This window comes from Muricoccus radiodurans, from assembly GCF_050154705.1.
GTDB lineage: Bacteria > Pseudomonadota > Alphaproteobacteria > Acetobacterales > Acetobacteraceae > Roseomonas > Roseomonas radiodurans.
Genome location: NZ_CP189561.1, coordinates 3,701,242 through 3,722,068, shown reverse-complemented (window position 1 = coordinate 3,722,068; position 20,827 = coordinate 3,701,242). Strand labels below are relative to the sequence as shown.

At 72.1% G+C, this 20,827-nt stretch carries 20 protein-coding genes; 7 read left to right on the top strand and 13 right to left on the bottom strand.

Going from position 1 to position 20,827, the window contains the following annotated elements:
• Positions 1-282 precede the first annotated feature (282 nt).
• The gene (locus ACP6CK_RS17595) at positions 283-939 is read left to right on the top strand and encodes a hopanoid-associated phosphorylase (RefSeq protein WP_426954601.1); all 657 of its coding nucleotides are present in this window, start codon (positions 283-285) and stop codon (positions 937-939) included.
• Here the strand turns inward: ACP6CK_RS17595 and hpnH are convergent.
• Positions 892-2,097, bottom strand: a complete 1,206-nt coding sequence (gene hpnH / locus ACP6CK_RS17590; RefSeq protein WP_426954600.1) for an adenosyl-hopene transferase HpnH — start codon at positions 2,095-2,097, stop codon at positions 892-894. The two genes, ACP6CK_RS17595 and hpnH, sit on opposite strands and share 48 nt — an antisense overlap.
• A 10-nt stretch (positions 2,098-2,107) precedes the next feature.
• A complete protein-coding gene (gene ispH / locus ACP6CK_RS17585; protein WP_426954599.1) occupies positions 2,108-3,064 on the bottom strand; it encodes a 4-hydroxy-3-methylbut-2-enyl diphosphate reductase in 957 nt (318 codons plus the stop codon).
• A 339-nt stretch (positions 3,065-3,403) separates the two neighbouring features.
• Here ispH and ACP6CK_RS17580 point away from each other — a divergent pair, with 339 nt between their 5' ends.
• Entirely contained in the window at positions 3,404-4,336 is a 933-nt protein-coding gene (locus ACP6CK_RS17580) for a ferritin-like domain-containing protein (RefSeq protein ID WP_426954598.1), read from the top strand.
• A gap of 1 nt (position 4,337) precedes the next feature.
• Positions 4,338-4,931 (top strand): CDP-alcohol phosphatidyltransferase family protein, encoded by a 594-nt coding sequence (locus tag ACP6CK_RS17575; RefSeq protein ID WP_426954597.1) that lies wholly within the window; start codon positions 4,338-4,340, stop codon positions 4,929-4,931.
• A gap of 41 nt (positions 4,932-4,972) precedes the next feature.
• Here the strand turns inward: ACP6CK_RS17575 and ACP6CK_RS17570 are convergent, their stop codons facing one another.
• Together ACP6CK_RS17570 and ACP6CK_RS17565 are read right to left on the bottom strand one after the other, a co-directional pair.
• Entirely contained in the window at positions 4,973-5,410 is a 438-nt protein-coding gene (locus ACP6CK_RS17570) for a DUF488 family protein (RefSeq protein WP_426954596.1), read from the bottom strand.
• Positions 5,411-5,415: 5 nt separating this feature from the next.
• A complete protein-coding gene (locus tag ACP6CK_RS17565; RefSeq protein WP_426954595.1) occupies positions 5,416-7,038 on the bottom strand; it encodes an ABC transporter substrate-binding protein in 1,623 nt (540 codons plus the stop codon).
• Between the two features lie 120 nt (positions 7,039-7,158).
• Between ACP6CK_RS17565 and ACP6CK_RS17560 the strand changes: the two genes are divergently transcribed.
• The 3 genes from ACP6CK_RS17560 (at position 7,159) to lpxK (ending at position 10,543) form a co-directional block, all read left to right on the top strand.
• Positions 7,159-8,148: a Tim44 domain-containing protein gene (locus ACP6CK_RS17560; protein ID WP_426954594.1), complete on the top strand. Its 990-nt coding sequence runs from the start codon at positions 7,159-7,161 to the stop codon at positions 8,146-8,148.
• A 96-nt stretch (positions 8,149-8,244) separates the two neighbouring features.
• A complete protein-coding gene (locus tag ACP6CK_RS17555; RefSeq protein WP_426954593.1) occupies positions 8,245-9,537 on the top strand; it encodes a 3-deoxy-D-manno-octulosonic acid transferase in 1,293 nt (430 codons plus the stop codon).
• Positions 9,538-9,556: 19 nt separating this feature from the next.
• Entirely contained in the window at positions 9,557-10,543 is a 987-nt protein-coding gene (lpxK, locus tag ACP6CK_RS17550) for a tetraacyldisaccharide 4'-kinase (RefSeq protein WP_426959935.1), read from the top strand.
• A gap of 149 nt (positions 10,544-10,692) precedes the next feature.
• Here lpxK and ACP6CK_RS17545 read toward each other — a convergent pair whose 3' ends face one another.
• The 9 genes from ACP6CK_RS17545 to ACP6CK_RS17505 all read right to left on the bottom strand — a co-directional run bounded on the left by ACP6CK_RS17545 (position 10,693) and on the right by ACP6CK_RS17505 (position 20,085).
• Positions 10,693-11,745, bottom strand: coding sequence for a sulfate/molybdate ABC transporter ATP-binding protein (locus ACP6CK_RS17545; RefSeq protein WP_426954592.1), 1,053 nt, complete (start codon positions 11,743-11,745; stop codon positions 10,693-10,695).
• Positions 11,742-12,578, bottom strand: coding sequence for a sulfate ABC transporter permease subunit CysW (cysW, locus tag ACP6CK_RS17540; protein ID WP_426954591.1), 837 nt, complete (start codon positions 12,576-12,578; stop codon positions 11,742-11,744). Before cysW ends, ACP6CK_RS17545 begins: the two co-directional genes overlap by 4 nt.
• Positions 12,578-13,432 (bottom strand): sulfate ABC transporter permease subunit CysT, encoded by an 855-nt coding sequence (cysT, locus tag ACP6CK_RS17535; RefSeq protein WP_426954590.1) that lies wholly within the window; start codon positions 13,430-13,432, stop codon positions 12,578-12,580. Before cysT ends, cysW begins: the two co-directional genes overlap by 1 nt.
• Complete coding sequence (locus ACP6CK_RS17530) at positions 13,429-14,451, bottom strand: sulfate ABC transporter substrate-binding protein (RefSeq protein WP_426954589.1); 1,023 nt, start codon at positions 14,449-14,451, stop codon at positions 13,429-13,431. Before ACP6CK_RS17530 ends, cysT begins: the two co-directional genes overlap by 4 nt.
• 413 nt (positions 14,452-14,864) lie before the next feature.
• The gene (locus ACP6CK_RS17525) at positions 14,865-15,689 is read right to left on the bottom strand and encodes a WecB/TagA/CpsF family glycosyltransferase (protein ID WP_426954588.1); all 825 of its coding nucleotides are present in this window, start codon (positions 15,687-15,689) and stop codon (positions 14,865-14,867) included.
• A gap of 57 nt (positions 15,690-15,746) precedes the next feature.
• On the bottom strand, positions 15,747-16,481 hold the full coding sequence (locus tag ACP6CK_RS17520; RefSeq protein WP_426954587.1) for a polysaccharide biosynthesis/export family protein: 735 nt from the start codon (positions 16,479-16,481) through the stop codon (positions 15,747-15,749).
• Between the two features lie 152 nt (positions 16,482-16,633).
• Positions 16,634-18,040 (bottom strand): undecaprenyl-phosphate glucose phosphotransferase, encoded by a 1,407-nt coding sequence (locus tag ACP6CK_RS17515; protein ID WP_426954586.1) that lies wholly within the window; start codon positions 18,038-18,040, stop codon positions 16,634-16,636.
• A 529-nt stretch (positions 18,041-18,569) separates the two neighbouring features.
• Entirely contained in the window at positions 18,570-19,052 is a 483-nt protein-coding gene (locus tag ACP6CK_RS17510; RefSeq protein ID WP_426954585.1) for a hypothetical protein, read from the bottom strand.
• 79 nt (positions 19,053-19,131) lie between these two features.
• Complete coding sequence (locus ACP6CK_RS17505; protein WP_426954584.1) at positions 19,132-20,085, bottom strand: AraC family transcriptional regulator; 954 nt, start codon at positions 20,083-20,085, stop codon at positions 19,132-19,134.
• Positions 20,086-20,381: 296 nt separating this feature from the next.
• On the opposite strand from ACP6CK_RS17505, the gene ACP6CK_RS17500 reads away from it, so the two are divergent.
• Positions 20,382-20,675: a DUF4242 domain-containing protein gene (locus tag ACP6CK_RS17500; RefSeq protein ID WP_426954583.1), complete on the top strand. Its 294-nt coding sequence runs from the start codon at positions 20,382-20,384 to the stop codon at positions 20,673-20,675.
• Positions 20,676-20,827: the final 152 nt, after the last annotated feature.

Genomic DNA, 20,827 nt, shown 5'->3' with positions numbered 1-20,827 from the left:
GGGGAGAGAAGGAATTCTCTCCCCCGGACCCCCACTCATCTCTTTCTATCGGGCTGCCGCGGACGGCGGAGCCCGCCCGCGCAGCGGACAGATGACCTCAGATCAGCCCGCACGGACAACTGCCTCGCCTCGAGTTCAAGACCCGAGGCGTGACACCGTGTCCGCCTTCCGCGGCAGCCCGATAGAAAGAGATGAGGGTGAGGGGTCTGGGGAGAGGGAGAATTCCTTCTCTCTCTCCCCAGGGCCGCGAAAGCCGACTGGCCAGAACCGTCGAGCACCGGCGTGACGATCGTCGCCGTCACCGGCCTGCAAAGGGAGGCGCGGATCGTCGCCGCGCCCGGCATCCGGGTGGTCATCGGCGGCGGCGACGCGACCCGGCTGGCGGCCGAGCTCGACCGGGCGATGGAGGGCGCACGCGGGGTGGTCAGCATCGGGATTGCCGGGGCGCTCGGGCCGGGTTGGCGGCCGGGCGACTGGGCGGTGGCCCGGGCCGTGCTGGACGGGGGAGAGGCGTTCCCGGCCGATCCGGCCTGGGCGGCGCGGCTGCTGTCCGGCCTGCCCGGGGCGCGCGCGGCGCTCTTCCTCGGATCGGATGCGATGGTGGCGGAGGCGGCCGCGAAGGCGGCGCTGCACCGGGACACCGGCGCGGAGGCGGTGGACATGGAATCCCATGTCGCGGCCCGCGTGGCACGGCGGCACGGGCTGCCCTTTGTGGCGGCGCGGGTGATATCGGACGCCGCGGACCGGACGCTGCCGCCGGCCGCCCGCGTGGGGATGCGGCCGGACGGGGGAATGGACCTGGGTGCGGTGCTGCGGTCCCTGCTGAGTGACCCGCGCCAGATTCCCGCCCTGATCAGGACGGGGTGGGAGGCGGAGCGGGGCTTCCGGGCGCTACTCCGCGGCCACCATCGGCTCGGGCCCGGACTCGCCGCCCCCTGAGCGGGTGATCTTCACGCGCGGGCCGTGCTTCGCGTTGGCGGCCTTGGTGGCGCGGATCTCGGTCAGCTTCTTCTCAACATGGCCGGAGAAGACGTATTCGGCCGGGCGCTGGTGATCGAGCGGGATGTCCTCGGCCATCGGCCCCTCGGTCCGGACGCCGCGCAGCGTGACGGAGAGCGCCTTGAGCGGGCTGGTGACCATGTCCTTCACGGCCGAGGCCTCGAAGCCCGAGTGGACCATGCAGTCGGCGCACTTCTCGTAATTGCCGACGCCGTACTTGTCCCACTCCGTGTCGTCCATCAGCTCCTGGAAGGTCTTCGCGTAGCCTTCACCGAGGAGGTAGCAGGGCTTCTGCCAGCCGAAGACCGTGCGCGTCGGATTGCCCCAGGGCGTGCAGTGATAGGACTCGTTCCCGGCCAGGAAGTTCAGGAACATGCGGGACTGTGTGAAGGGCCAGGCCTTGCCGCCCCGTCCGCGCGAGAGAATGCCGCGGAACAGCTCTTTCGTCTTCGTGCGGTTCAGGAAGTGCTGCTGGTCCGGCGCGCGCTCATAGGCGTAGCCGGGGGAGACGGTGATGCCGTCGAGTCCAATCGCCTTCATCTCGTCGAAGAAGGCGGCGGTCTGGGCGGGGTCGGCGTCGTTGAACAGGGTGCAGTTGATGCTGACCTGGAAGCCCTTGGACTTGGCCAGCTTGATGGCCTCGACCGCCTTCTCGTAGACGCCGGTCTGGCAGACGGACTTGTCGTGCATCGCCTCGTTGCCATCCAGGTGGATGGACCAGGTGAAGGCGGGGCTGGGCTTGTAGTCGTCGATCTTCTTCGCCAGCAGGAGCGCGTTGGTGCAGAGGATGACGAACTTCTTCCGCTTCAGGAAGCCGCGCACGATCTCCGGCATGTCCCGGTGCAGCAGCGGTTCCCCGCCGGCGATCGAGACGACGGGCGCGCCGCACTCGTCGATCGCCTCCATGCACTGATCCACGCTCAGGCGCTGGTTCAGGATCTCGTTGGGATAGTCGATCTTGCCGCAGCCGGCGCAGGCCAGGTTGCAGCGGAACAACGGTTCCAGCATCAGGACGAGCGGGTAGCGCTTGCGCCCGCTCAGATGCTGCTTGACGAGGTAGCCGCCGATCCTGGCGGCCTGTAGCAGGGGAATGCCCAAGTCGGCGCTCCTACTCGGCGGGGGCGGCTGCCGTCGCGGCGGCCGGGCTCCGGAGTTCAGGGGGAAGGCGGAATTCCACAGTTTCCTTGATCCCCGCCATCGGCGCAACCTGCAGGTCCCGATGGCGGCGCAGGGCAGCGATGACGTCCAGGACCAGCTCCTCCGGCGCCGAGGCTCCCGCGGTCAGCCCCACGCTCTTCACACCCTCGAGCCAGGCGGGATCGAGTTCGCGGCCATTCGCGATCAGATGGCTCGGCACCCCGTGCTCCAGCCCGATCTCCCGCAGCCGGTTGGAGTTGGAACTGTTCCGGCTCCCCACGACGAGGAGAAGATCCACCTCCGCGCAGAGGTCCCGCACCGCCGCCTGCCGATGCTGGGTCGCGTAGCAGATGTCCGAGACGTCGGGTCCCTCGAGATCCGGGAAGCGCGCCTCCAGCGCCGCGATGATGGAGCGCGTGTCATCGACGCTCAGCGTGGTCTGCGTGACATAAGCGACCGGCGCGTCCGCCGGCAGGTCCAGCCGCGCCACGTCCTCCACGCTGGAGACGAGGTGGACCGGCGCGCCGACCTGACCAATCGTCCCCTCCACCTCCGGATGGCCGGCATGGCCGACGAGGATCAGCGTCCGGCCCCGCGCGACGTAGCGTTTGCCCTGCATGTGGACCTTGGCGACGAGGGGACAGGTGGCGTCCAGCACCGGCAGCCCGCGGGATGCCGCCTGATCCACCACGGATTGCGCCACGCCGTGTGCGCTGAAGATCGTCACCGCCCCGTCCGGGACCTCCGACAGCTCCTCGACGAAGACGGCGCCCTTGTCCCTCAGCGTCTCGACGACGTGGCGGTTGTGCACGATCTCGTGCCGGACATAGACGGGAGCCCCGAACCGCTCGATGGACCGCTCCACGATCTCGATCGCGCGCACCACGCCCGCGCAGAAGCCCCGGGGCTGCGCCAGAAGAACCCGCATGCAGGTCGATCTCCCCCTCGAACGGCCGCCGCCGGGCATGGCGCCAACGCAACGACCACTCTAGCCAGGCTTCCCCGATCCCGGCCAGCGACACGCCCATACCCGCGGGGAGGTAGGGCGGCGTGGCCCGATCACAAGGCGCTCCCGCAGCGTGAGCCTGGTCCGAATGGGAAGCATCTCGCCCCGTGTGCATTCCGCTCACAGGGACCGCCTTCTGGGGTGCAACGCCCGTGCCAGCCCCGCCACTCGGCCCCGTCGGGTTGCGGCCTTCGGCCAGGAGGCCCATTACATCCCTCTCCGGCGGGGACTCCATCCGCCCAATTCGTCAGAGATCCCTGCATGTCGTCCAGCCCTGCCGAGACCGTCCCGCTCGACAGCCCGAAGGTCGCCGCGGCCGACCACACCGCCCGCCACTGGACCTTCGACGTGCCGGGACCCGTGCGGATCGGCAGCCGCGAGCACATGCAGATGTTCGCCCGCATGCTGCTGGAGACCCACAACCCCTACAAGCCGCGGGTGCTGGACTGGCCGAAGCTGGACCCGGAGGCGCATGCCCGCCTGACCGGCCTGCCGATCTGGGACATCGCCGTCCAGACCGAGGGCCGCGCCTCGCTCCGCGTGCTGGACTACGCGAGGACCATCACCGACCCGCTGCTGAACGAGGCGATGGTGATGGACGGCAACGAGGAGGCCCGCCACAAGAAGGTGCTCTCCAACCTCGTCGAGGCCTATGGCGTCGTGCTGGAGCCGGAGCCGGAATACACGGGCTTCCGCGATGTCGAGTGGGGATGGATGCGCACCGGCTACTCCGAGTGCATCGACAGCTTCTTCGCCTTCGGCCTGTTCGAGGCGGCGCGCCGCTCCGGCTTCTTCCCGCCCGACCTCGTCGGCACCTTCGAGCCGGTGATCCAGGAGGAGGCGCGCCATATTCTCTTCTTCGCCAACTGGATCGCCTGGCGCCGGCGGCAGGAGCCCTGGTGGCGCCGCCCCTGGTTCCGCCTGAAGACGACCGCGATCTGGGCCGTGCTGGGCTGGGAGCGCTTCGTCATGGCGCGCAGCCTCGGCGGCAGCGCGCAGCAGCAGCAGACGAACTTCACCGCCTCCTCCGAATCGATCGGCGTGAGCATGAGCGCGGCGGCACTGATCGACATCTGCCTCGCGGAGAACACCCGCCGCATGGCCGGCTACGACCCGCGCCTGCTGCGCCCCAACACCGTGCCCTTCCTCATCCGGATCGCCCGGCGCTTCATGCGCGCCCCCGCGGCGGCGTGACGTGAGCGCGGACACCGTCATCCACCGCATCGTGCGCCCGGCGGTGCGGGCAGTGGCCCCCAGCGGCATCACCCCGAACCAGATCACCACCGTCCGCATCGCCACCGGCATCGCCGCGGCGCTCGCCTTCGCCTGGGATGCGGGCGCGTGGCAGGCGGTGGGCGGCGGGATCTTTCTCTTCTCGATGCTGCTCGACCGCGCGGACGGCGAGCTGGCGCGGCAGACCGGCCAGTCCAGCCCGGGCGGGCACCTCTACGACCTGTGCGGCGACTGCTTCTCGAACATCATCGCCTTCCTCGGGATCGGCATCGGGCAGGCCGCGCATCTCGGCGCCCTCGGCCCGCTTCTCGGCAGCGTGGCCGGGGCGGGCATCGGGGTGCTCTTCTGGCAGCTCAACGTGCTGCGGCTGGGGAGCCTGCGCGGCTACACCCTGGCGCCCGGTATCCTCGTGGACCCGGACGATCTCCTCGTCTTCGTTCCCCTGCTGATCTGGTGCGGCGCGGCCGTGCCGATGCTGTGGGCCGCGGCGATCATCACGCCGCTCGCGGCCCTGTGGCTCGCGGTCGCGGGGGCGCGCCGGTCCAGGGCCGGGTAGGACGGCGGAAGGGCAGGGGCTTCCGCACTCCCACGTGCACCTCAGAGATGCAGCACGTCCTGGCCCGTTCGGGCGCAGATCAGTCCCGCGACGATGCTGCGGTGGCAGAGCCGGTGATCCGCCTCGAAGCACAGCAGGCAGGCGCGGCGGGTGCGGGCGAGCTCCGTTGCCCGGTCTAGCGCCGCCCGGGCCGGGGCCGTCTCCATATGCGCGCCGAAGATGCGGGCCAGCCCGGCCGCGTCCCCCGACCGCGCCGCCTCCCGCCCCGGCTTCGGCGTGCCGAGGTCCTTCAGGTGCAGGTAGCCGATGCCCCGCGCCTCCAGCGACGCGCCGAGGAGGCGCTTGGATAAGCCGGGCTTGCGGGATTGCGGAATGGCACGGACGTCGATCAGCAAGGAGACGCCCGCACCCTCCAGCCGGGCGAGGACCGCGTCCTGCGTCTCGCCCTCATAGCCCGCGGTGAGCAGCGGTTCCGCCATCCCCGCTAGTCCACCCGCACCTCGCGGATCTGGAACTGGTTGTCGGCGCGGTGGTTGACGTGCACGCCGGCCCGCACGGCCCAGGGGATCATGACGTGGTACAGCGGCACGTGCCCGACCTGGTCGTTGTGCAGGGCGTGCGCCTCCCGGATCATCGCGCGGCGGCGCTCGGCGTCCGGCTCCACCTCGATCCGCAGCACCAGCGCGTCGAACGCGGGATTGCTCCAGCCGCCGGCATTCCAGGACGCCACGCCGGCCGCGGCGCGCGACATCATGATGGAGCGCAGGGTGTAGAGCGCGTCGAAGGTCGGCACGCCCCAGGACAGGCCGTAGAAGGGCGGCTCGCGCCGCTGGATGCGGGCGCTGAAGATCGTGTTGGGCTGCAGGTTGAGCTGCGCGCGGATGCCGACCTGCGCGAGCATGGCGGTGACGGCCTGGCAGGCCTCGTCATAGGTGCCGACGGGGCAGTCGAGCGGCACGGTGAAGCCGTTGGGATAGCCGGCCTCGGCCAGCAGGCGGCGGGCGGCGTCGCGGTCATAGGGCAGGCGGCGGTCGGTGTCCTCGGACCAGCCGTTGACGAACTGGGTCCACATGCTGCCGGTCGGCACCGCCTGGCCGCGCAGCGTGCGGGCCCGGATCGCGTTCATGTCGATCGCGTGGTAGATCGCCTGCCGTACGCGCAGGTCCTTGAAGGGGTTGCGGCCCCGCACGTCCGAGCCGGGAAGCTCGTCCAGCTCCTGGTTCATGCCGAGGAAGACGGTGCGGTTCTCCTGCCCCTCCAGCACGCGCAGATTGGGCTGACGGCGGATACGCTCCACGTCCTGGGCCGGCACGACATGGACCATGTCCACCTCCCCCGAGAGCAGCGCCGCCACCCGCGTCGCGTCCGAGGAGAGGATGATGTGGTGGTATTCCGAGACGTTGCCGCGCGCCGCGTTGGCGGCGATGCCCCACCACGCGTCGTTGCGGCCGAAGACGGTGCGCTGGTCCACCTCCCGCCGGCGGATGACGTAGGGACCGGTGCCGTTCGTGTTGCGGACGGTGTGCGTCTCCTCCCGCTGGCCGAAGTTCTGGGGCTGGGTGGCGCGGTTCGCCTCGGACCAGGGGCGGGACATGATGAGCACCCGCGTCAGCTTGTCCGGGATCGAGGCGTCCGGCGTGCGGGTGATGATGTCCACCACCAGGGGTCCGGCCACCTCCGCCCGCTCCACCGTGTCCACGTAGATGCCGTAGTTGGAGGTCGGCGCCTTGGCGCGGGCGATGGAGAAGGCCGCGTCCTCCGCTGTGAAGGGCTCGCCGCCGTGGAAGCGCACGCCGTCCCGCAGGTGGAAGCGCCAGCGCGTCGGCTCCACCTGCTCCCAGCGGGTCGCGAGGCCGGGCTGCAGGCGCAGGTCGTCGCCGCGGTGCACCAGCGGCTCGTAGATCTGTGAGACAACGGCGAAGGTGAACAGCGCGTTCGTCGCGTGCGGGTCCAGGGTCGCCGCGTCCACGCTCGTCGCCAGGCGGAAGGTCCGGCCCGGGGCGGGCGCGGCGTTCGCAGACTGGGCCGAAGCGGGTTCGGCCCAGGCTGCCAGGGCCGTCAGGGCAGCCCCGGCAAGGAGCCGGCGCAGGAGCGGGAAGGGGGCCATGGTGGGACCTTTGCGACAGCGGCAGGAAATCAGCGTGCCGGCCTTGCAACCCCCGTGCAACGGCGAACCTTTCCACTATATTACACGCCTGTGAGGAACACCCACCGGAGACCCACCACCATGCGTCGTCGCGCCCGTATCCTGGCCGCCGTCGCCGCCCTGACCCTCGCGCTCGGCCCCGCCATTGCCGAGGCGCGTCCGGGTGGCGGCTCGTCGAGCGGTAGCCGGGGGAGCCGCACCTACAGCGCGCCGCCCTCCACCAACACTGCCCCCAGTGGCGGAACCCGGTTCGACCGGACCGAGACGCCGAACACCCCGGCGAATCCCGGCTACGGCGCGCCGCGCCCGGCGCCGACCTATACGCCCCAGGCCGCGAATCGCGGCGGGATGTTCGGCGGCGGCTTCATGGCCGGCCTCGCCGGCGGGCTGCTGGGCGCCGGCATCGCCGGGATGCTGTTCGGCGGCGGCGCCTTCGGCGGCCTGTCGGGCCTGTCCGGCTTCCTGGGCTTCCTGTTGCAGATCGGCCTCATCGCGGGGCTCGTCTACCTGATCGTGCGGTTGGTCCGTGGCCGCCGCGCGGCCGAGCCGGCCCTGGCCGGCGCCGGCGGGCGCATGCCCCCGGTCGGCCCCGCCGCCGGCAATGCCTACGCACGGGAGATGGCCGGCGAGGGGCGGAGCGGGGCGGCTCAGGCCGCCACCCGCGCCCTGCAGCTGGACGCCACCGACTTCGCCTCCTTCGAGCACGCGCTGGTGCAGATGAACGCCGCCTGGTCCCGCCAGGACATGGACACACTACGCCGGATCTCCACGCCGGAGATGGCCCGCTACTTCGAGGGCGACCTGCGCGATCTCGCGGCCCGGGGCTGGAAGAACGAGACCCGGGACGTGCGCCTGGAGTCCGGCGACCTGTCGGAAGCCTGGGCCGAGGGTGGGCTGGAATACGCCACCGTCGCGATGCGCTTCTCGCTCATCGACGTGACGCGGGACTCGATCGGCCAGGTGGTCGAGGGCAACCCTGACACCCGCCAGACCGCGACCGAGCTCTGGACCTTCGTCCGCCAGCCCGGCCGCGCCTGGACCCTCTCGGCCATCCAGCAGACCGGCCGCTGAACTCGCCGGGGGGGCAGCCGCCCCCCGGACCGTGACCGGGGCGCCCGGCCGTGCTAGCGCGGCCGGGCGCATGCTTTTGTCCGGATGCCTTCGCGGGTGAGTCCCGCCCCCGCCGCCTGGGCCTGGCGGGCCGCGGCCACCGCCCTGGCACCGCTGCTTCCCCTCTGGCTCGCCCGCCGCGTCCGCCTGGGGAAGGAGGACCCGTCCCGCCTGGGCGAGCGCCGGGGGGAAGGCGCCGATCGCCCGCCCGGGGAACTTCTGTGGCTGCACGGGGCAAGCGTCGGGGAGAGCCAGTCCCTCCTGCCGCTGATGGGGTCGCTGGCGTCCCGCCGGCCGGGGCTGCGCTTCCTCGTCACGACCGGCACGGTGACCTCCGCCCGGCTCTTCGCGGACCGGTTGCCGGCGGACCTCGCGGCACGCACGGTGCACCGCTACGTTCCGCTCGACATCCCCTCCCATGTCGCGCGCTTCCTCGATGGCTGGCGGCCGGATGCCGGCGTCCTCGTCGAGAGCGAGCTGTGGCCGAACCTGCTGGCCGCCGCGAAGGCCCGGAACATCCCGCTGGCACTCCTGAACGCGCGCATGTCGGCCCGCTCGGCGCGCGGCTGGGCGATGGCGCCGGGGCTGGCGCGCCGGGTGCTGGGCAGCTTCCGGCTCGTCGTCGCCCAGACCGAGGAGGATGCCGCCCGCCTGCGGACGCTGGGCGCCCCCGGGGCGGAGGCCTGGGGCAACCTGAAGTTCGCGGCCGATCCCCTGCCCGCCGATCCGGTGGCGCTGGTGGCCCTGCGAGACGCCGCGGCCGGCCGGCCGGTGCTCCTGGCCGCCCAGACCCATCCCGGGGAGGAGCTTCAGGTCGCCGCCGCCCACCTCCTGTTGCGGGAGCGGCTGCCGAATCCCCTGACGGTCATCGTGCCCCGCCACCCCGAGCGCGGCCCGACCATCGCGGCCGAGATCGGGCCGCTTCCTCTCGCCCGCCGGGCGGCCGGGGAGATGCCGGGGCCGGACACCGCGATCTACCTGGCGGACACGCTCGGGGAGCTCGGCCTCTTCTACCGGCTGGCCGGGGCCGCCTTCATCGGGGGCTCCCTGATCCCGCATGGTGGGCAGAACCCGCTGGAGCCGGCGCGGCTGGGCTGCCCCATCCTGCTGGGGCCCCACACCCACAATTTTACGGCTATCGTCGACGCGTTGCTGGAGGCTGGCGGCGCCATCCGCGTCGGGGACTCCGCCGCGCTGGCCGAGCAAGCCGCCGCCGTGCTAACGAGTCGCAACCGGGCGCGGCGCCTGACCGACGCCGCCGCCCGCATCGCGGCCCAGTCCGGCACCTTGCCGGACCGGCTGGCCGCCGCGATTGAGACCCTCCTCGCCCCCGCTGGGGACGCGGCCTGAAAGGATGACCGACGGCACCATGCGTGCCCCCGATTTCTGGACCGGGGGTGGGGGAATCTTGCCCCGCCTCCTCGCCCCGGCGGCCGCGATCTACGCGGCGGCCACGGCGCGTCGCGTCGCCCAGCCCGGCTGGCGCGCGCCGGTGCCGGTCATCTGCTGCGGCAATGCGACCGCGGGCGGGGCCGGCAAGACGACCCTCGCGCTCGACATCGGCAGGCGCCTCGCGAACCGCGGCGTGTCCGTGCATTTCCTGACCCGCGGCTATGGCGGCAAGACGCGCGGCCCGACCCGCGTGGACCCCGCCCGCCACGACAGCACCGCCGTCGGCGACGAGGCGCTGCTGCTCGCGGCCGAGCGCCCGACCTGGGTCGCCGCCGACCGCGCCGCCGGCGCCCGCGCCGCGGTGGAGGCCGGGGCCCAGGCCATCGTCATGGATGACGGCCTGCAGAACCCGACGCTGGAGAAGGACCTCGCCCTTCTCACGATCGACGGCTCCTACGGCTTCGGCAACAACCGCGTCATCCCCGCCGGGCCGCTGCGCGAGCCGGTGGCAGCCTGCGCTGCCCGGTCCAGCGCCGCCGTGCTGTTCGGGGACGACGAGACGGGGGCCCTGGCCCTGCTGCCGCCGAACCTGCCCGTTCTGCGGGGGCGTACCGTGCCGGGGGCGGAGGTGGCGCAGCTGAAGGGCCAGCCGATCTACGCCTTCTGCGGCATCGCCAATCCCCGGAAGTTCTTCACCACCCTGGCCGAATCCGGCGCGATCCTGGCGGGACGCGCGCCCTATGCGGACCACTATCCCTACGATGCCGGCGACCTGCGGGAGATCCTGGCCGAGGCCGACCGCCTGCGCGCCATCCCCGTCACGACGAAGAAAGACTTCGTCCGCGTCCCCGCGGCCTTCCGGTCCCGCGTGACCGTGGTGGGCGTGACCATGGCGTGGGAGGAGCCGGCGCGGCTGGAGGCAATGCTCGATCCGCTGGCGGCGCGGGTACCGGTGCCGGCGTAGGAAGAAGGCCGGGGGAAGGTATTCCCCCGGACCCCCTTCTATATTTTCCAGGCTGCCGCGGAATTCGGAGGTGGGCGCGCCCGTATCCGCATTCCGCAGCAGCCTGAGAAAAATAGAAGGGGGGCGTGGGGGGATACTTCCCCCCAGCCTTAATCCGCCATCGCGCTGGCCAGGGGCACGCCCGGGGCGCGCCCCCCGGACGCCGAGAACACATGCCCCCGCCGCGGCGTCAGCGTGCAACTCTCCCCCCGCGCCATCGCGTCGCCCGTGGCGTCCAGCACGACCTCCCCCGCCTGGACGACGAGGCGCGCCGGCCCCTCCGCCTCCTCCCGCACCAGGCGCACCCGCGCCTCGCCGCCACGCCGGGCGGCCACGTCGCCCGGACGGAGGAAGGCGGTGGCGGGGCCGTCGGGCAGCGCGACGCGCAGCGGCTCCAGCGGCAGGGGGTCGAAGCGGGCCACGCCGTCCCGCACGGTGCAGGGCAGCCGCGTCGCCTCCCCCACGAAGCCGGCGACGAAGGTGCTGGCGGGCTCTCGCAGCAGGGCGGCCGCCGTGTCGAACTGGGCGATCCGGCCGCGCTCCAGGACCGCGATCCGGTCCGCCATCTCCATCGCCTCCTCCTGGTCGTGCGTCACCAGGAGCGTCGTGATGCCGAGCCCGTCATGCAGGCCGCGCAGCCAGCGCCGCACGTCCTTGCGCACGCGGGCGTCGAGCGCGCCGAAGGGCTCGTCCAGCAGCAGCAGGTGCGGCTCGATGGCGAGCGCACGGGCAAGCGCCACGCGCTGCCGCTGGCCGCCGGAGACCTGGTCCGGCAGGCGCCGCTCCAGCTCCGGGATCTGCACCAGCTCCAGCAGGCTTCGCACCTTCGCCGCGATGTCGGCGCGGGAGCGGCCGCCGCGGACGCGCAGGCCGAAGGCGACGTTCTCGAAGACCGTCATGTGCCGGAACAGGGCGTAGTTCTGGAAGACGACGCCGATGCCGCGCGCGCGGGCCGGCACGCCCGTCATGTCGCGGCCGCCGATCGCCACGCTGCCGGAATCCGTGCCCTCCAGCCCCGCCAGGATGCGCAGCAAGGTCGTCTTGCCGGAGCCCGAGGGGCCGAGCAGGGCGACGAACTCTCCCTCCCGCACCGAGAGCGAGACGCCTTCGAGCGCCGCGGTGGCGCCGAAGCGGCGGACGACGTCGCGGACCTCGACGGTCATGCGGGGCCCGCTGCGCGGCCGGACAGGCGCTCCAGCGCCGTCTTCGCCGCGAGGGTCACGAGGCCGAGCAGGGCGAGCAGCGCGGCCACCGCGAAGGCGCCGGCGAACTGGTACTCGTTGTAGAGGATCTCCACGTGCAGCGGCATGGTGTTGGTCTCTCCCCGGACATGGCCCGACACCACGGATACCGCCCCGAACTCGCCCATGGCGCGGGCGTTGCACAGCAGAACGCCGGCCAGCAGCGCCCAGCGCACGTTCGGCAGCGTGACCCGCAGGAAGGTCTGCAACCCGCTGGCGCCGAGGGTGGCGGCGGCCTCCTCCTCCTCCCGCCCCTGTTCCTGCATCAGCGGTAGCACGGTGCGGGCGACGAAGGGAAAGGTGACGAAGATCGTCGCCAGCACGAGTCCGGGAAGGGCGAAGATGATCTGGATGTCGCGCGCCTGGAGCCAGGGCCCGAGCCAGCCCTGCGCCCCGAAGATAAGCACGAAGACGAGGCCGGCGATCACGGGCGAGACGGAGAAGGGCAGGTCGATCACCGTGGTGAGCAGCCGCTTGCCCGGGAAGTCGTGCTTGGCGATGCACCAGGCCGCCGCGAGGCCGCCGATCAGGTTCACCGGCACGGTGACCGCCGCGACGACCAGCGTCAGCCGGATGGCCGCGAGGGTATCGGGCTCCCGGAGCGCCTCGAGCGCGACGGGCAGGCCGCGGCGCAGCGCCTCCGTGAAGACGGCGGCGAGCGGGAGGCCGAGCATGAGGACGGCCACGAGGATCGCGGTGGCGGCGACCGCGCGGCGCGCCCAGGGGCCGTCCTGCCAGGCCGGGCGGAACCGCATCACAGCCGGCCCCGCCGCAGCGCGCGGCCGGCCAGGTTGATCGCCAGCAGGATGGCGAAGGCGATCAGCAGCATCGCCAGCCCCACCGCCGCGGCGCCCGCGTAGTCGAAGGCCTCCAGCCGGATCACGATCAGCAGCGGCGCGATCTCCGTCACCATGGGCAGGTTGCCGGCGATGAAGATGACGCTGCCGTATTCCCCCACCGCGCGGGCGAAGGCGAGGCCGAAGCCGGTCAGCAGCGCCGGCAGCAGGGCCGGCAGCACCACGCGGCGAAGCGTCTGCCCGCGCGTGGCGCCGAGCGTGGCCGCCGCCTCCTCCGCGTCCAGCGGCAGGTCGCGGAGCACTGGCTCGACGGTGCGGACGATGAAGGGCAGGCCGACGAACATGAGCGCGTAGACGACGCCCGCCTGGGCGAAGGCGATCTTCCAGCCGAAGAGCGCGGCCAGCGGCGCGCCGATCCAGCCATTCGGCGCGGTCAGCGCGGTCAGCGCGATGCCGGCCACCGCCGTGGGCAGGGCGAAGGGAAGATCGAGGGCCGCGTCCAGCGCGGCGCGGCCGGGAAAGCGGAGCCGCACGATCGCCCAGGCGAGCAGCAGCCCGAGCGGCAGGTCGATCGCCGCCGCCAGCAGCGCGGCCCCGAAGGAGAGCCGCAGCGCCGCGAGGACGCGCTCATCCGACAGCGAGGCCAGCACCCCCGTCAGGCCCAGTTCCCAGGGCCGCAGCGCGAGGGCCGCGAGCGGGATCGCGACGATCGCGCCGACCCAGAGAAGGGTGATGCCGAGGGAGAGGCCGAAGCCCGGGATGGCGCGCGCCCGGGTCGGCCGTGCGGTGCCGCCGAGGAGCGCCGCGCTCAACGCCCCGCCCGTGCGATTCGGTCGAACACGCCGCCATCGGCGAAGTGGGTGCGCTGCGCATCGGTCCAGCCGCCGAAGCTGTCATCCACGGTGACGAGGGTCATGGTCGGGAACCGCGCGGCATTTGCCGCGAGGATGGCGGCATCGCGCGGGCGATAGAAGTGCTTCGCGGCCAGCTCCTGCCCCTCCCGCGCGTAGAGGCCGCGGAGATAGGCCTCGGCGGCCGCGCGGGTGCCGCGCCGGTCCACGTTCCGGTCCACCACCGCCACGGAGGGCTCCGCCAGGATCGAGAGGGAGGGATAGACGATCTCGAACTTGTCCGCCCCGAATTCCTGGCGGGCGAGATGCGCCTCGTTCTCCCAGGCGAGGAGCACGTCGCCCTGCTCCCGCTGCGCGAAGGACGTCAGCGACCCGCGCGCGCCGGTGTCGAGCACCGGAACGGCCCGGTAGAGGCGGGTCAGTGTCTCCTCCGCCGTCGCGTCCGAGCCGCCGGGCTGCCGCTTCGCCCAGGCCCAGGCGGCGAGGTAGTTCCAGCGCGCCCCGCCAGAGGTCTTCGGATTGGGCGTGATGATCGACACGCCGCCCCTGAGCAGGTCGCCCCAGTCCCGCACGTTCTTCGGGTTCCCCTTGCGCGTGAGGAAGACGATCGTGCTGGTGTAGGGCGCGCTGTTGTTCGGCAGGCGCCCGATCCAGTCCGGGGCGATCAGGCCGCGCTGCGCGATCTCATCCACGTCATAGGCGAGGGCGAGGGTGACGACATCCGCCTGCAGCCCGTCGATGACGGCGCGCGCCTGGCGGCCGGAGCCGCCATGAGAGGTGTTCACCCGTACCGCCTGCCCGGACTGCGCGCGCCAGGCGGTGGCGAAGGCGGTGTTGTACTCCCGGTAGAATTCCCGCGTCGGATCGTAGGAGACGTTGAGCAGCGCCGACGGGGACTGCGCCCGGGCCGGCAGGGCCGGGATCAGCAGCGCGGCCGCGGCGAGGGAGCGGCGGCCGAAGCCGGAGTTCTGCGTGGACACGGTCGCTCGCCCCTTTCTACGGATGGACCAACGCGGGGCACGCCCCAGGGTCTTGGATCGGAGTAGCCCACCGCGCTAGGAAATTCAACGTTAAAGAATTGGGCAATTCTTGAATTCAACAGGATGAAATTGGTGATTGTGGGAGCGCCTCTCCGTGCTGGGCCGGCCGGCGCGCTCGCGGTTTCATCGCATGCCCCGGGGTCGATCTCGATGATGGCTCGCTCGGGCGGGACAAGGCTGGAAGGACGGTGCGGGTGACTCCGGGGGAGAGAAGGAATTCCCTCCCCCGCACCCCCTCTCATCGTTCTTTATCGGGCTGCCGCGGAAGGCGGGCCCGTTCCGCGGTGGCCCGCCACGATGGAGGCGAGAAGCGACGTCTTCTCATCCCGCGGGCAGCTTCGGCCGATCGGGGTTTATCCCCTGCTGGGGCTGCTCGCCGGCGGCGTCGAGCGCCATGCTCCCCAGGTCAGCCGCAGCAGCCCCGGCAGGTCCGCGGCGTAGCGCGATCCCAGGCGCCGCGGCTCCGTCGCGGCGCGGTGCAGCCATTCGAGCCCGCTGCGGCGCATCCAGGCGGGCGCGCGCGCCGTCAGCCCGGCGGCGAAGAGCAGCCCGCTGCCGACCGCGATGCCCGTGCCGGTGGCGCGGCCGCGCTCGGCCACCGCCTGCATCAGCCGCTCGCTGCGCGGCGCGCCGGTCGCGACGAAGAGGATGCGGGCCGGGTGCTCCTCGATGAAGCGGATCGCCGTCTCCCACGCCTCGGGCTGGTCCATGTAGCCCATGGGCGGATCGTGCTGGGCGATGCGCTGCAACCCGAAGCGGGCGCGCAGCGCGCCGGCCAGCATCGGCCCGCCGCCGATGATCGTGACCGGATCGGTCTTCTGCAGGAAGGAGGTGAGGAGCAGCAGGCAAACGTCGCTGCCGGCCGCCACGGGAAGGTCCTCGCCCCGGACGGCCCGGTGCAGGCGGGAGAGGACGCGGCTGTCGTTCAGCCGCAGCCAGGCCCGCTCCAGCGCCGGCCCAAGGCCGGTCTCCGGCCGCTCGGCCAGGAGCAGGAGTTGGGCGTTGATCGTCACGACATAGGCGAAGGGCGCGTCCGGCCGGCGGTCCGCGATGGCGATGGCGGCCGCCGTACGATCCAACCGCGCCACGGGCAGGCGATCGAGCACGCGGCTTTCCCGCAGGGCCGGGGCGGGGGCCGGCTTTGGGGCGCCCCGGATCGCGGCCAGCGCGGCGGCCATCCGCTCCCGGCTTGGCGGGCGTGGCGGGCCTGGCATGTCAGCGGGCACGGGCTGCGCTCAGAAGATCACGCCAGGCTGGCTCTGGAGGGCGTAGCTGAAGGATCGGCTGAACGGGACGATGCGGGTGATCGCCTGATCCACCCAGAGCCCGACCTCGGCGAGGCGGGAGCGGGGCACGTAGACGATGTCCCCGGCGACCAGCGGCACGTCCGCGTCCAGGTCGCGGCCGGCGATGAAGCCTTGCAGGTTCACGGTCCGCATCATCGGGCGGTTGTCCGGGGAGCGGCGGATGAGAACCACCTGGTCCATGCGGGCGGAGTCGTCCAGCCCGCCGGCGAGCGTCACCATCTCCGCGATGCCGCGGCGACCGGAAACCGGATAGGCGCCGGCCCGGCGCACCGAGCCGCCCACATAGGCTACGGCCGCCCCCGCCTCCTCCAGCCCCACCGTCACGATCGGGTTGTTGAGGGTGCGGCGCGAGGCGGTGGCGATGGCGCGCTCCAGCTCGCCCCCGGTGCGACCGACGGCATCCACCCGCCCCGCCACCCGCAGCACGATCGTGCCGTCCGGGGCGACGAGCGTCGTCTCGCCCGCCTCCGGCGTCAGCAGGAACTGCACCCGCACGCGGTCGCCCGGGCCGAAGCGATAAGGCGAGGGGGCGTCGGTCCAGGGGGCGAAGCGGCCGGGGTCGTCCTGTTCCCGGATGGCAATGGACTGGGTGGTGGAGAAGTTGCTCGTCCCCGGCGCGCAGGCGGGCAGGGCGAGGAGAAGAGCGAGGACGAGGAAGCGCATCAGGGCGTGGCCGCGGGGTCCGATGAAGGGGCGGACGCGGGCCGCGTCCGCCGGGATGGTGCCGCCGGACCGTCCGTGGCGCCAGCAGGGGGGGCGGGCTGCCCTGGGCGTCCGGGCCGCCAGAGGCGCCCGGGTCGCCGAAGGCGCCCAGATCAATGCGCCTCGCGGCCCGACAGGCAGACGAAGAGCGTGCGGAGGATGATGCGGATGTCGAACCAGATGGACCAGTTCTCGATGTAGTGCAGGTCCATCTCGATGCCGCGCCGTGCCTTCTCCAGCGAGTACATCCGGCCGCGGGCGCCGTTGATCTGGGCCCAGCCCGTCAGGCCCGGCTTCATGCGGTAGCGCGCGGCGTAGTCCCGCACCGCCGTCTTGAACTTCTCGTTCTCCACCTGCATCCCCAGCACGTAGGGACGCGGACCGACGACCGACATCTCGCCGCGCAGCACGTTGATGAACTGCGGCAGTTCGTCCACCGAGTAGCGGCGCAGGATGCGGCCCACCCGGGTGATCCGCGCGTCGCCCTTCCGCACGCCGACGACGCCCTGGTCCCGGGGGTCCACCGTCATGGTGCGGAACTTCAGAATGGTGAAGGGCTTCCCGTTGAAGCCTTCCCGCCGCTGGCGAAAGAGGATGGGCCCCGGACTGTCCAGCCGGACCGCCAGGGCCGCCACGGCCATGACGGGCGCGAGGAGCATGAGCGCCACCAGCGCCACCAGATAGTCCTCGATCGTCTTGGTGATGAAGCCGCTGCCCTGCAGGGGCTGGTGCATAACCTCCAGCGCCGGGGCGCCGCCGACCGAGGCGATCCGCGCCGAGCGCGGGTTGAAGGTGTCGGGGTCCAGAGGCACCGTGACGTCGGCCGCGATCCACTGCACCCGCTCGATCGTGGAGAAGATCTGCACGGCCCGGTGCCAGGGCAGGGCGATGACGATGAGGTCGATCCGCTGCTCCTGCGCCGTGTGGCAGAGGTCGGCAACGTTGCCCCGCAACGCGTGCCCGAGGATGTTCGGCTGGACGCGGGTGCCGGCCCGGTCGTCATAGATGCCGACGATGTGGACGGGCCGCGGCTCGTCGTCCCGCGTGAGGTTCTCGATCACCGTCTCGGCGATGTGGGTGGCGCCGATGATGGCGACCTGGCGCCGGAGGCGGCCGCTGGCGAGTCCGGCCTTCACGATCGGGCGGAGGGCGAGGCGGGAGGCGAGGGTGGAGGCGACCAGCAGGCCGACCCAGGTGCCGATCAGGGCGCGGTCGTTCCAGTCTGGGTGGTCGATCACCTCCACCCCAAGGAGCAGGAGAAGGCCGCCGACGATCGCGACCGCGGTCGTGTCGAGCATCGTCGATTCCGGTCTTCGGTAGCGCCGGAGTGCGTAGATCTCGAACTGGCGGAGCACGACGACCCAGAGGGCCGGCAGGAGCACCATGGCCGCCACGACTGCGGCGGTGCTGGGCAGCAGCCGGGAAGGGACGAGGGCATGGGCCACGAGAACGCAGAGAGCGCAGAGGGTCGCATCGCCCCAGCGGACGAGGCTGTCCAGCAGGCCGGAATGCCAGCGCAACAACCCGACCGGCTGAGGGCGCCGGCCGGACGTGAGGGCGGGGGGGCCCGGTTCGTCCCTCAGGATGAATACCCCATCCAAAGGAGTAGTCTCCCTTCACTCATATCGTCCCAAATAACGAGACTTGTCCCAAGATGGCCCATGTTTGCCCTGGACTGTCAAGGTTTTCTCTCCACACAATCCCGAAATCATTGATGAGTGGGATCGATCCGGACGAGACGTACAGCGAGCGTCATCCCGTCACGGCACGGGAGCGATTAAACTTGGGAGTGAGAGACGGTTCCTGTGATGGGCCGGAAAAACCTGCCCAGGCGGCATTTTTATGCCGAGCGGCTTGCCCATAGGAACAGAGCGGCGGGTGCTTGAGCTAAGGCGCCCTTGAATGCTTGGCCTGCGGCCGGCGCATGGCCGCCCTGCTCGGCCCATGAGCGAGCGGCGCCGTCGGCCGACCGCCACTCGCTCGGCCATGAGGCGTGAGGCAGGATTCCTCTGGCCGCAGCGCGGGCGGGACCGCGTGGGCCCCCTCGCCTCAGCGCTCGGCGATGGTGAAGCGGAACGCGCGCTCCCCGACCCGCCCCGTCGCGTCCGCCACCCGCAGGGTGATCCGGTGCGTTCCGGCCGGGATCGCCACGTTCTCGAGGACGAGACCGTTCGCGTCCACCCGGGCGTGCTGGAGCAGGCGGCTGGTGATGTCGAGCCCCAGCAGTCCGTAGACCGCCCGGAAGCTGGACGGGATGATAGCAGTGCCGCTCGGGGCCCTGAACCGCAGCCGGATCGTCAGCGGGGAGGGCAGGGTCGGCGCCTCCCGTGGCTCGATGATCTCGATGACCGGCGCGCTTCCCTCGCCCAGCGAGCGGGTCGGGGGCCGCCCGACCTCCCCGTCGATGCGCCCGGCCGCGGCTTCTTCCGGTGTCACGAGCCAGAAGGCCGGTTCCGCGCCAGGCGCCGGGGCCGGAAGGGCGGCCAGCGCCGGCGCGGCGAGGAGGGTGAGCAGCAGGCGGCGGAGCGGCATCTGTTTCACCTCCGGGCCGACCATGTAAACAGGGCGTCCGCCGGGATTCCAGTGAGGCGGCACCCGCCGTGCCGGACGGTCAGGCGCGGGCGCCGCGCTCGCGGCGCCAGGCGGCCGGGGGCATGCCGAGCAGGCGCTTGAAGGCCCGGTTGAAGGCGGCCTCGGACTCGTATCCGACCTCCATCGCGATGGAGACGACCTTGTCGCTGCCCTGCGCGAGGCGCGAGGCCGCCAGCTGCATCCGCCAGCGGGCGAGGTACTGCATCGGCGGATGACCGACGAGCGCGGCGAAGCGCTCGTGCAGCACCGTGCGGGACAGGCCGGCCTCCCGCGCCAGGTCGTCCAGGGCCCAGGGATGCGCCGGCTGCCCGTGCAGCAGCCCGAGCACGCGGCCGACCTGCGGGTCGCGGAGCCCGCCGAGCCAGCCGCCGGTCCCGTCCGGCAGGGCGGCGAGATGGGTGCGGACCGCCTCCACGAACATCATCTCGGCCAGCCGGGCGCGCAGCGCCTCGCCGCCGGCCCGGGGCGACGTGGTTTCCGCGACTGCCAGCCGCATCAGGGCATCGAGCGGCCCCTCCTGCGCGGGGATGCGCAGCATCCGCGGCAGCGCCTCGATCAGCGGGTTGAAGGGGCGGGCGTCGCAGCCGAGGAAGCCGCAGACGAAGCGGGCGGCCGGCGCGCCGCTGCCGCCCAGCCGCAGCCGGATCGGGACGGACCCTTGCCGCGACATGGTCGGCGGCGGCGGCGGGATGTCGGGCGCGCTGCGGAAGACGTGCGGGTCGCCGCGCGGGAACAGGATGATCTCCCCGGCCCGGATCCGCTCCTGCGGATGGTCCAGCGGCCCGCCCCAGCATTCGCCCTCGAAGAAGGCGTGGAACTCCATGACGTGGTCGCAGCCCGGCATGACGGCGGCGGCCACCTCCTGCGCGGAGGGCGCGGTCACCACCCACGGCGGGGCCGCCTCCACCAGGTAGAACAGCGCGCCCTTGAGGCGGACGGCCTGGAGGACGTCCGAGAGGATGTCACGGTCCATGGCCTTCCCGCGCCCTCCTCCTCGCTCGCCGCAGGTCTCCGGGACCTTACCCTGCCAGAATGATCCCGGTGCTTCTTACACCGAAAATCGGGCGGGCACCCGGCCGTGGATGGGGCCTCTCAAGGATCCTCGGACGGGGGGCGAATGAAAGGGCAAGAGGGGCGGATGCCCGGCAAAGCGCGGCGGACCGGCGGCGAAGTGGCGCGGAATCCCGGTCAAGTGTGCGGCGGCGGGCCCGGGCAAGGTTCCGCCCACGTCACGCAGGGCGCGACGCAGACCATCGAGGAGACATCACCATGCTCAAGCAGTTCATCATCGAGCGCGAGATCCCCGGCGCGGGCCAGCTGAGCCCGCCGCAGCTGGGCGAGGCCGCCCGGACCTCCAACGCCGTGCTGGGCCGGCTGGATGGCATCCAGTGGCAGCACTCCTTCGTCACGAAGGACGGCACCTTCTGCGTCTATCTCGCCGAGAGCGAGGCGGTGATCCGCGAGCACGCCCGCCTCTCCGGCTTCCCGGCATCGCGCATCCTGGAGGTCCAGGGGATGATCGACCCGACGACCGAGCGGCAGTGCGAGATGGCCACCGCCTGACCGGGTGCGGGCTACCGGGCGCGGGCCACCGGGTGCGGGCGGCCACGCGCCCCGCCGACAGGGCGCGCCCACTACACCCGGTGGGCGCGCCCGGCTATGTGGTGCCAAGAAGCATGTCCCTGGCACCGAGCTAACACGTTGAGTCTTGGTCA

Excerpts from the sequence above, each read along its gene's own strand:
- ispH (WP_426954599.1), bottom strand. The coding sequence starts at position 3,064 with ATGCGGGTTCTTCTGGCGCAGCCCCGGGGCTTCTGCGCGGGCGTGGTG.
- ACP6CK_RS17580 (WP_426954598.1), top strand. The coding sequence starts at position 3,404 with ATGTCGTCCAGCCCTGCCGAGACCGTCCCGCTCGACAGCCCGAAGGTC.
- ACP6CK_RS17570 (WP_426954596.1), bottom strand. The coding sequence starts at position 5,410 with ATGGCGGAACCGCTGCTCACCGCGGGCTATGAGGGCGAGACGCAGGAC.
- ACP6CK_RS17565 (WP_426954595.1), bottom strand. The coding sequence starts at position 7,038 with ATGGCCCCCTTCCCGCTCCTGCGCCGGCTCCTTGCCGGGGCTGCCCTG.
- ACP6CK_RS17560 (WP_426954594.1), top strand. The coding sequence starts at position 7,159 with ATGCGTCGTCGCGCCCGTATCCTGGCCGCCGTCGCCGCCCTGACCCTC.
- lpxK (WP_426959935.1), top strand. The coding sequence starts at position 9,557 with ATGCGTGCCCCCGATTTCTGGACCGGGGGTGGGGGAATCTTGCCCCGC.
- ACP6CK_RS17545 (WP_426954592.1), bottom strand. The coding sequence starts at position 11,745 with ATGACCGTCGAGGTCCGCGACGTCGTCCGCCGCTTCGGCGCCACCGCG.
- cysW (WP_426954591.1), bottom strand. The coding sequence starts at position 12,578 with ATGCGGTTCCGCCCGGCCTGGCAGGACGGCCCCTGGGCGCGCCGCGCG.
- ACP6CK_RS17525 (WP_426954588.1), bottom strand. The coding sequence starts at position 15,689 with ATGGCCGCCGCGCTGGCCGCGATCCGGGGCGCCCCAAAGCCGGCCCCC.
- ACP6CK_RS17520 (WP_426954587.1), bottom strand. The coding sequence starts at position 16,481 with ATGCGCTTCCTCGTCCTCGCTCTTCTCCTCGCCCTGCCCGCCTGCGCG.
- ACP6CK_RS17510 (WP_426954585.1), bottom strand. The coding sequence starts at position 19,052 with ATGCCGCTCCGCCGCCTGCTGCTCACCCTCCTCGCCGCGCCGGCGCTG.
- ACP6CK_RS17505 (WP_426954584.1), bottom strand. The coding sequence starts at position 20,085 with ATGGACCGTGACATCCTCTCGGACGTCCTCCAGGCCGTCCGCCTCAAG.
- ACP6CK_RS17500 (WP_426954583.1), top strand. The coding sequence starts at position 20,382 with ATGCTCAAGCAGTTCATCATCGAGCGCGAGATCCCCGGCGCGGGCCAG.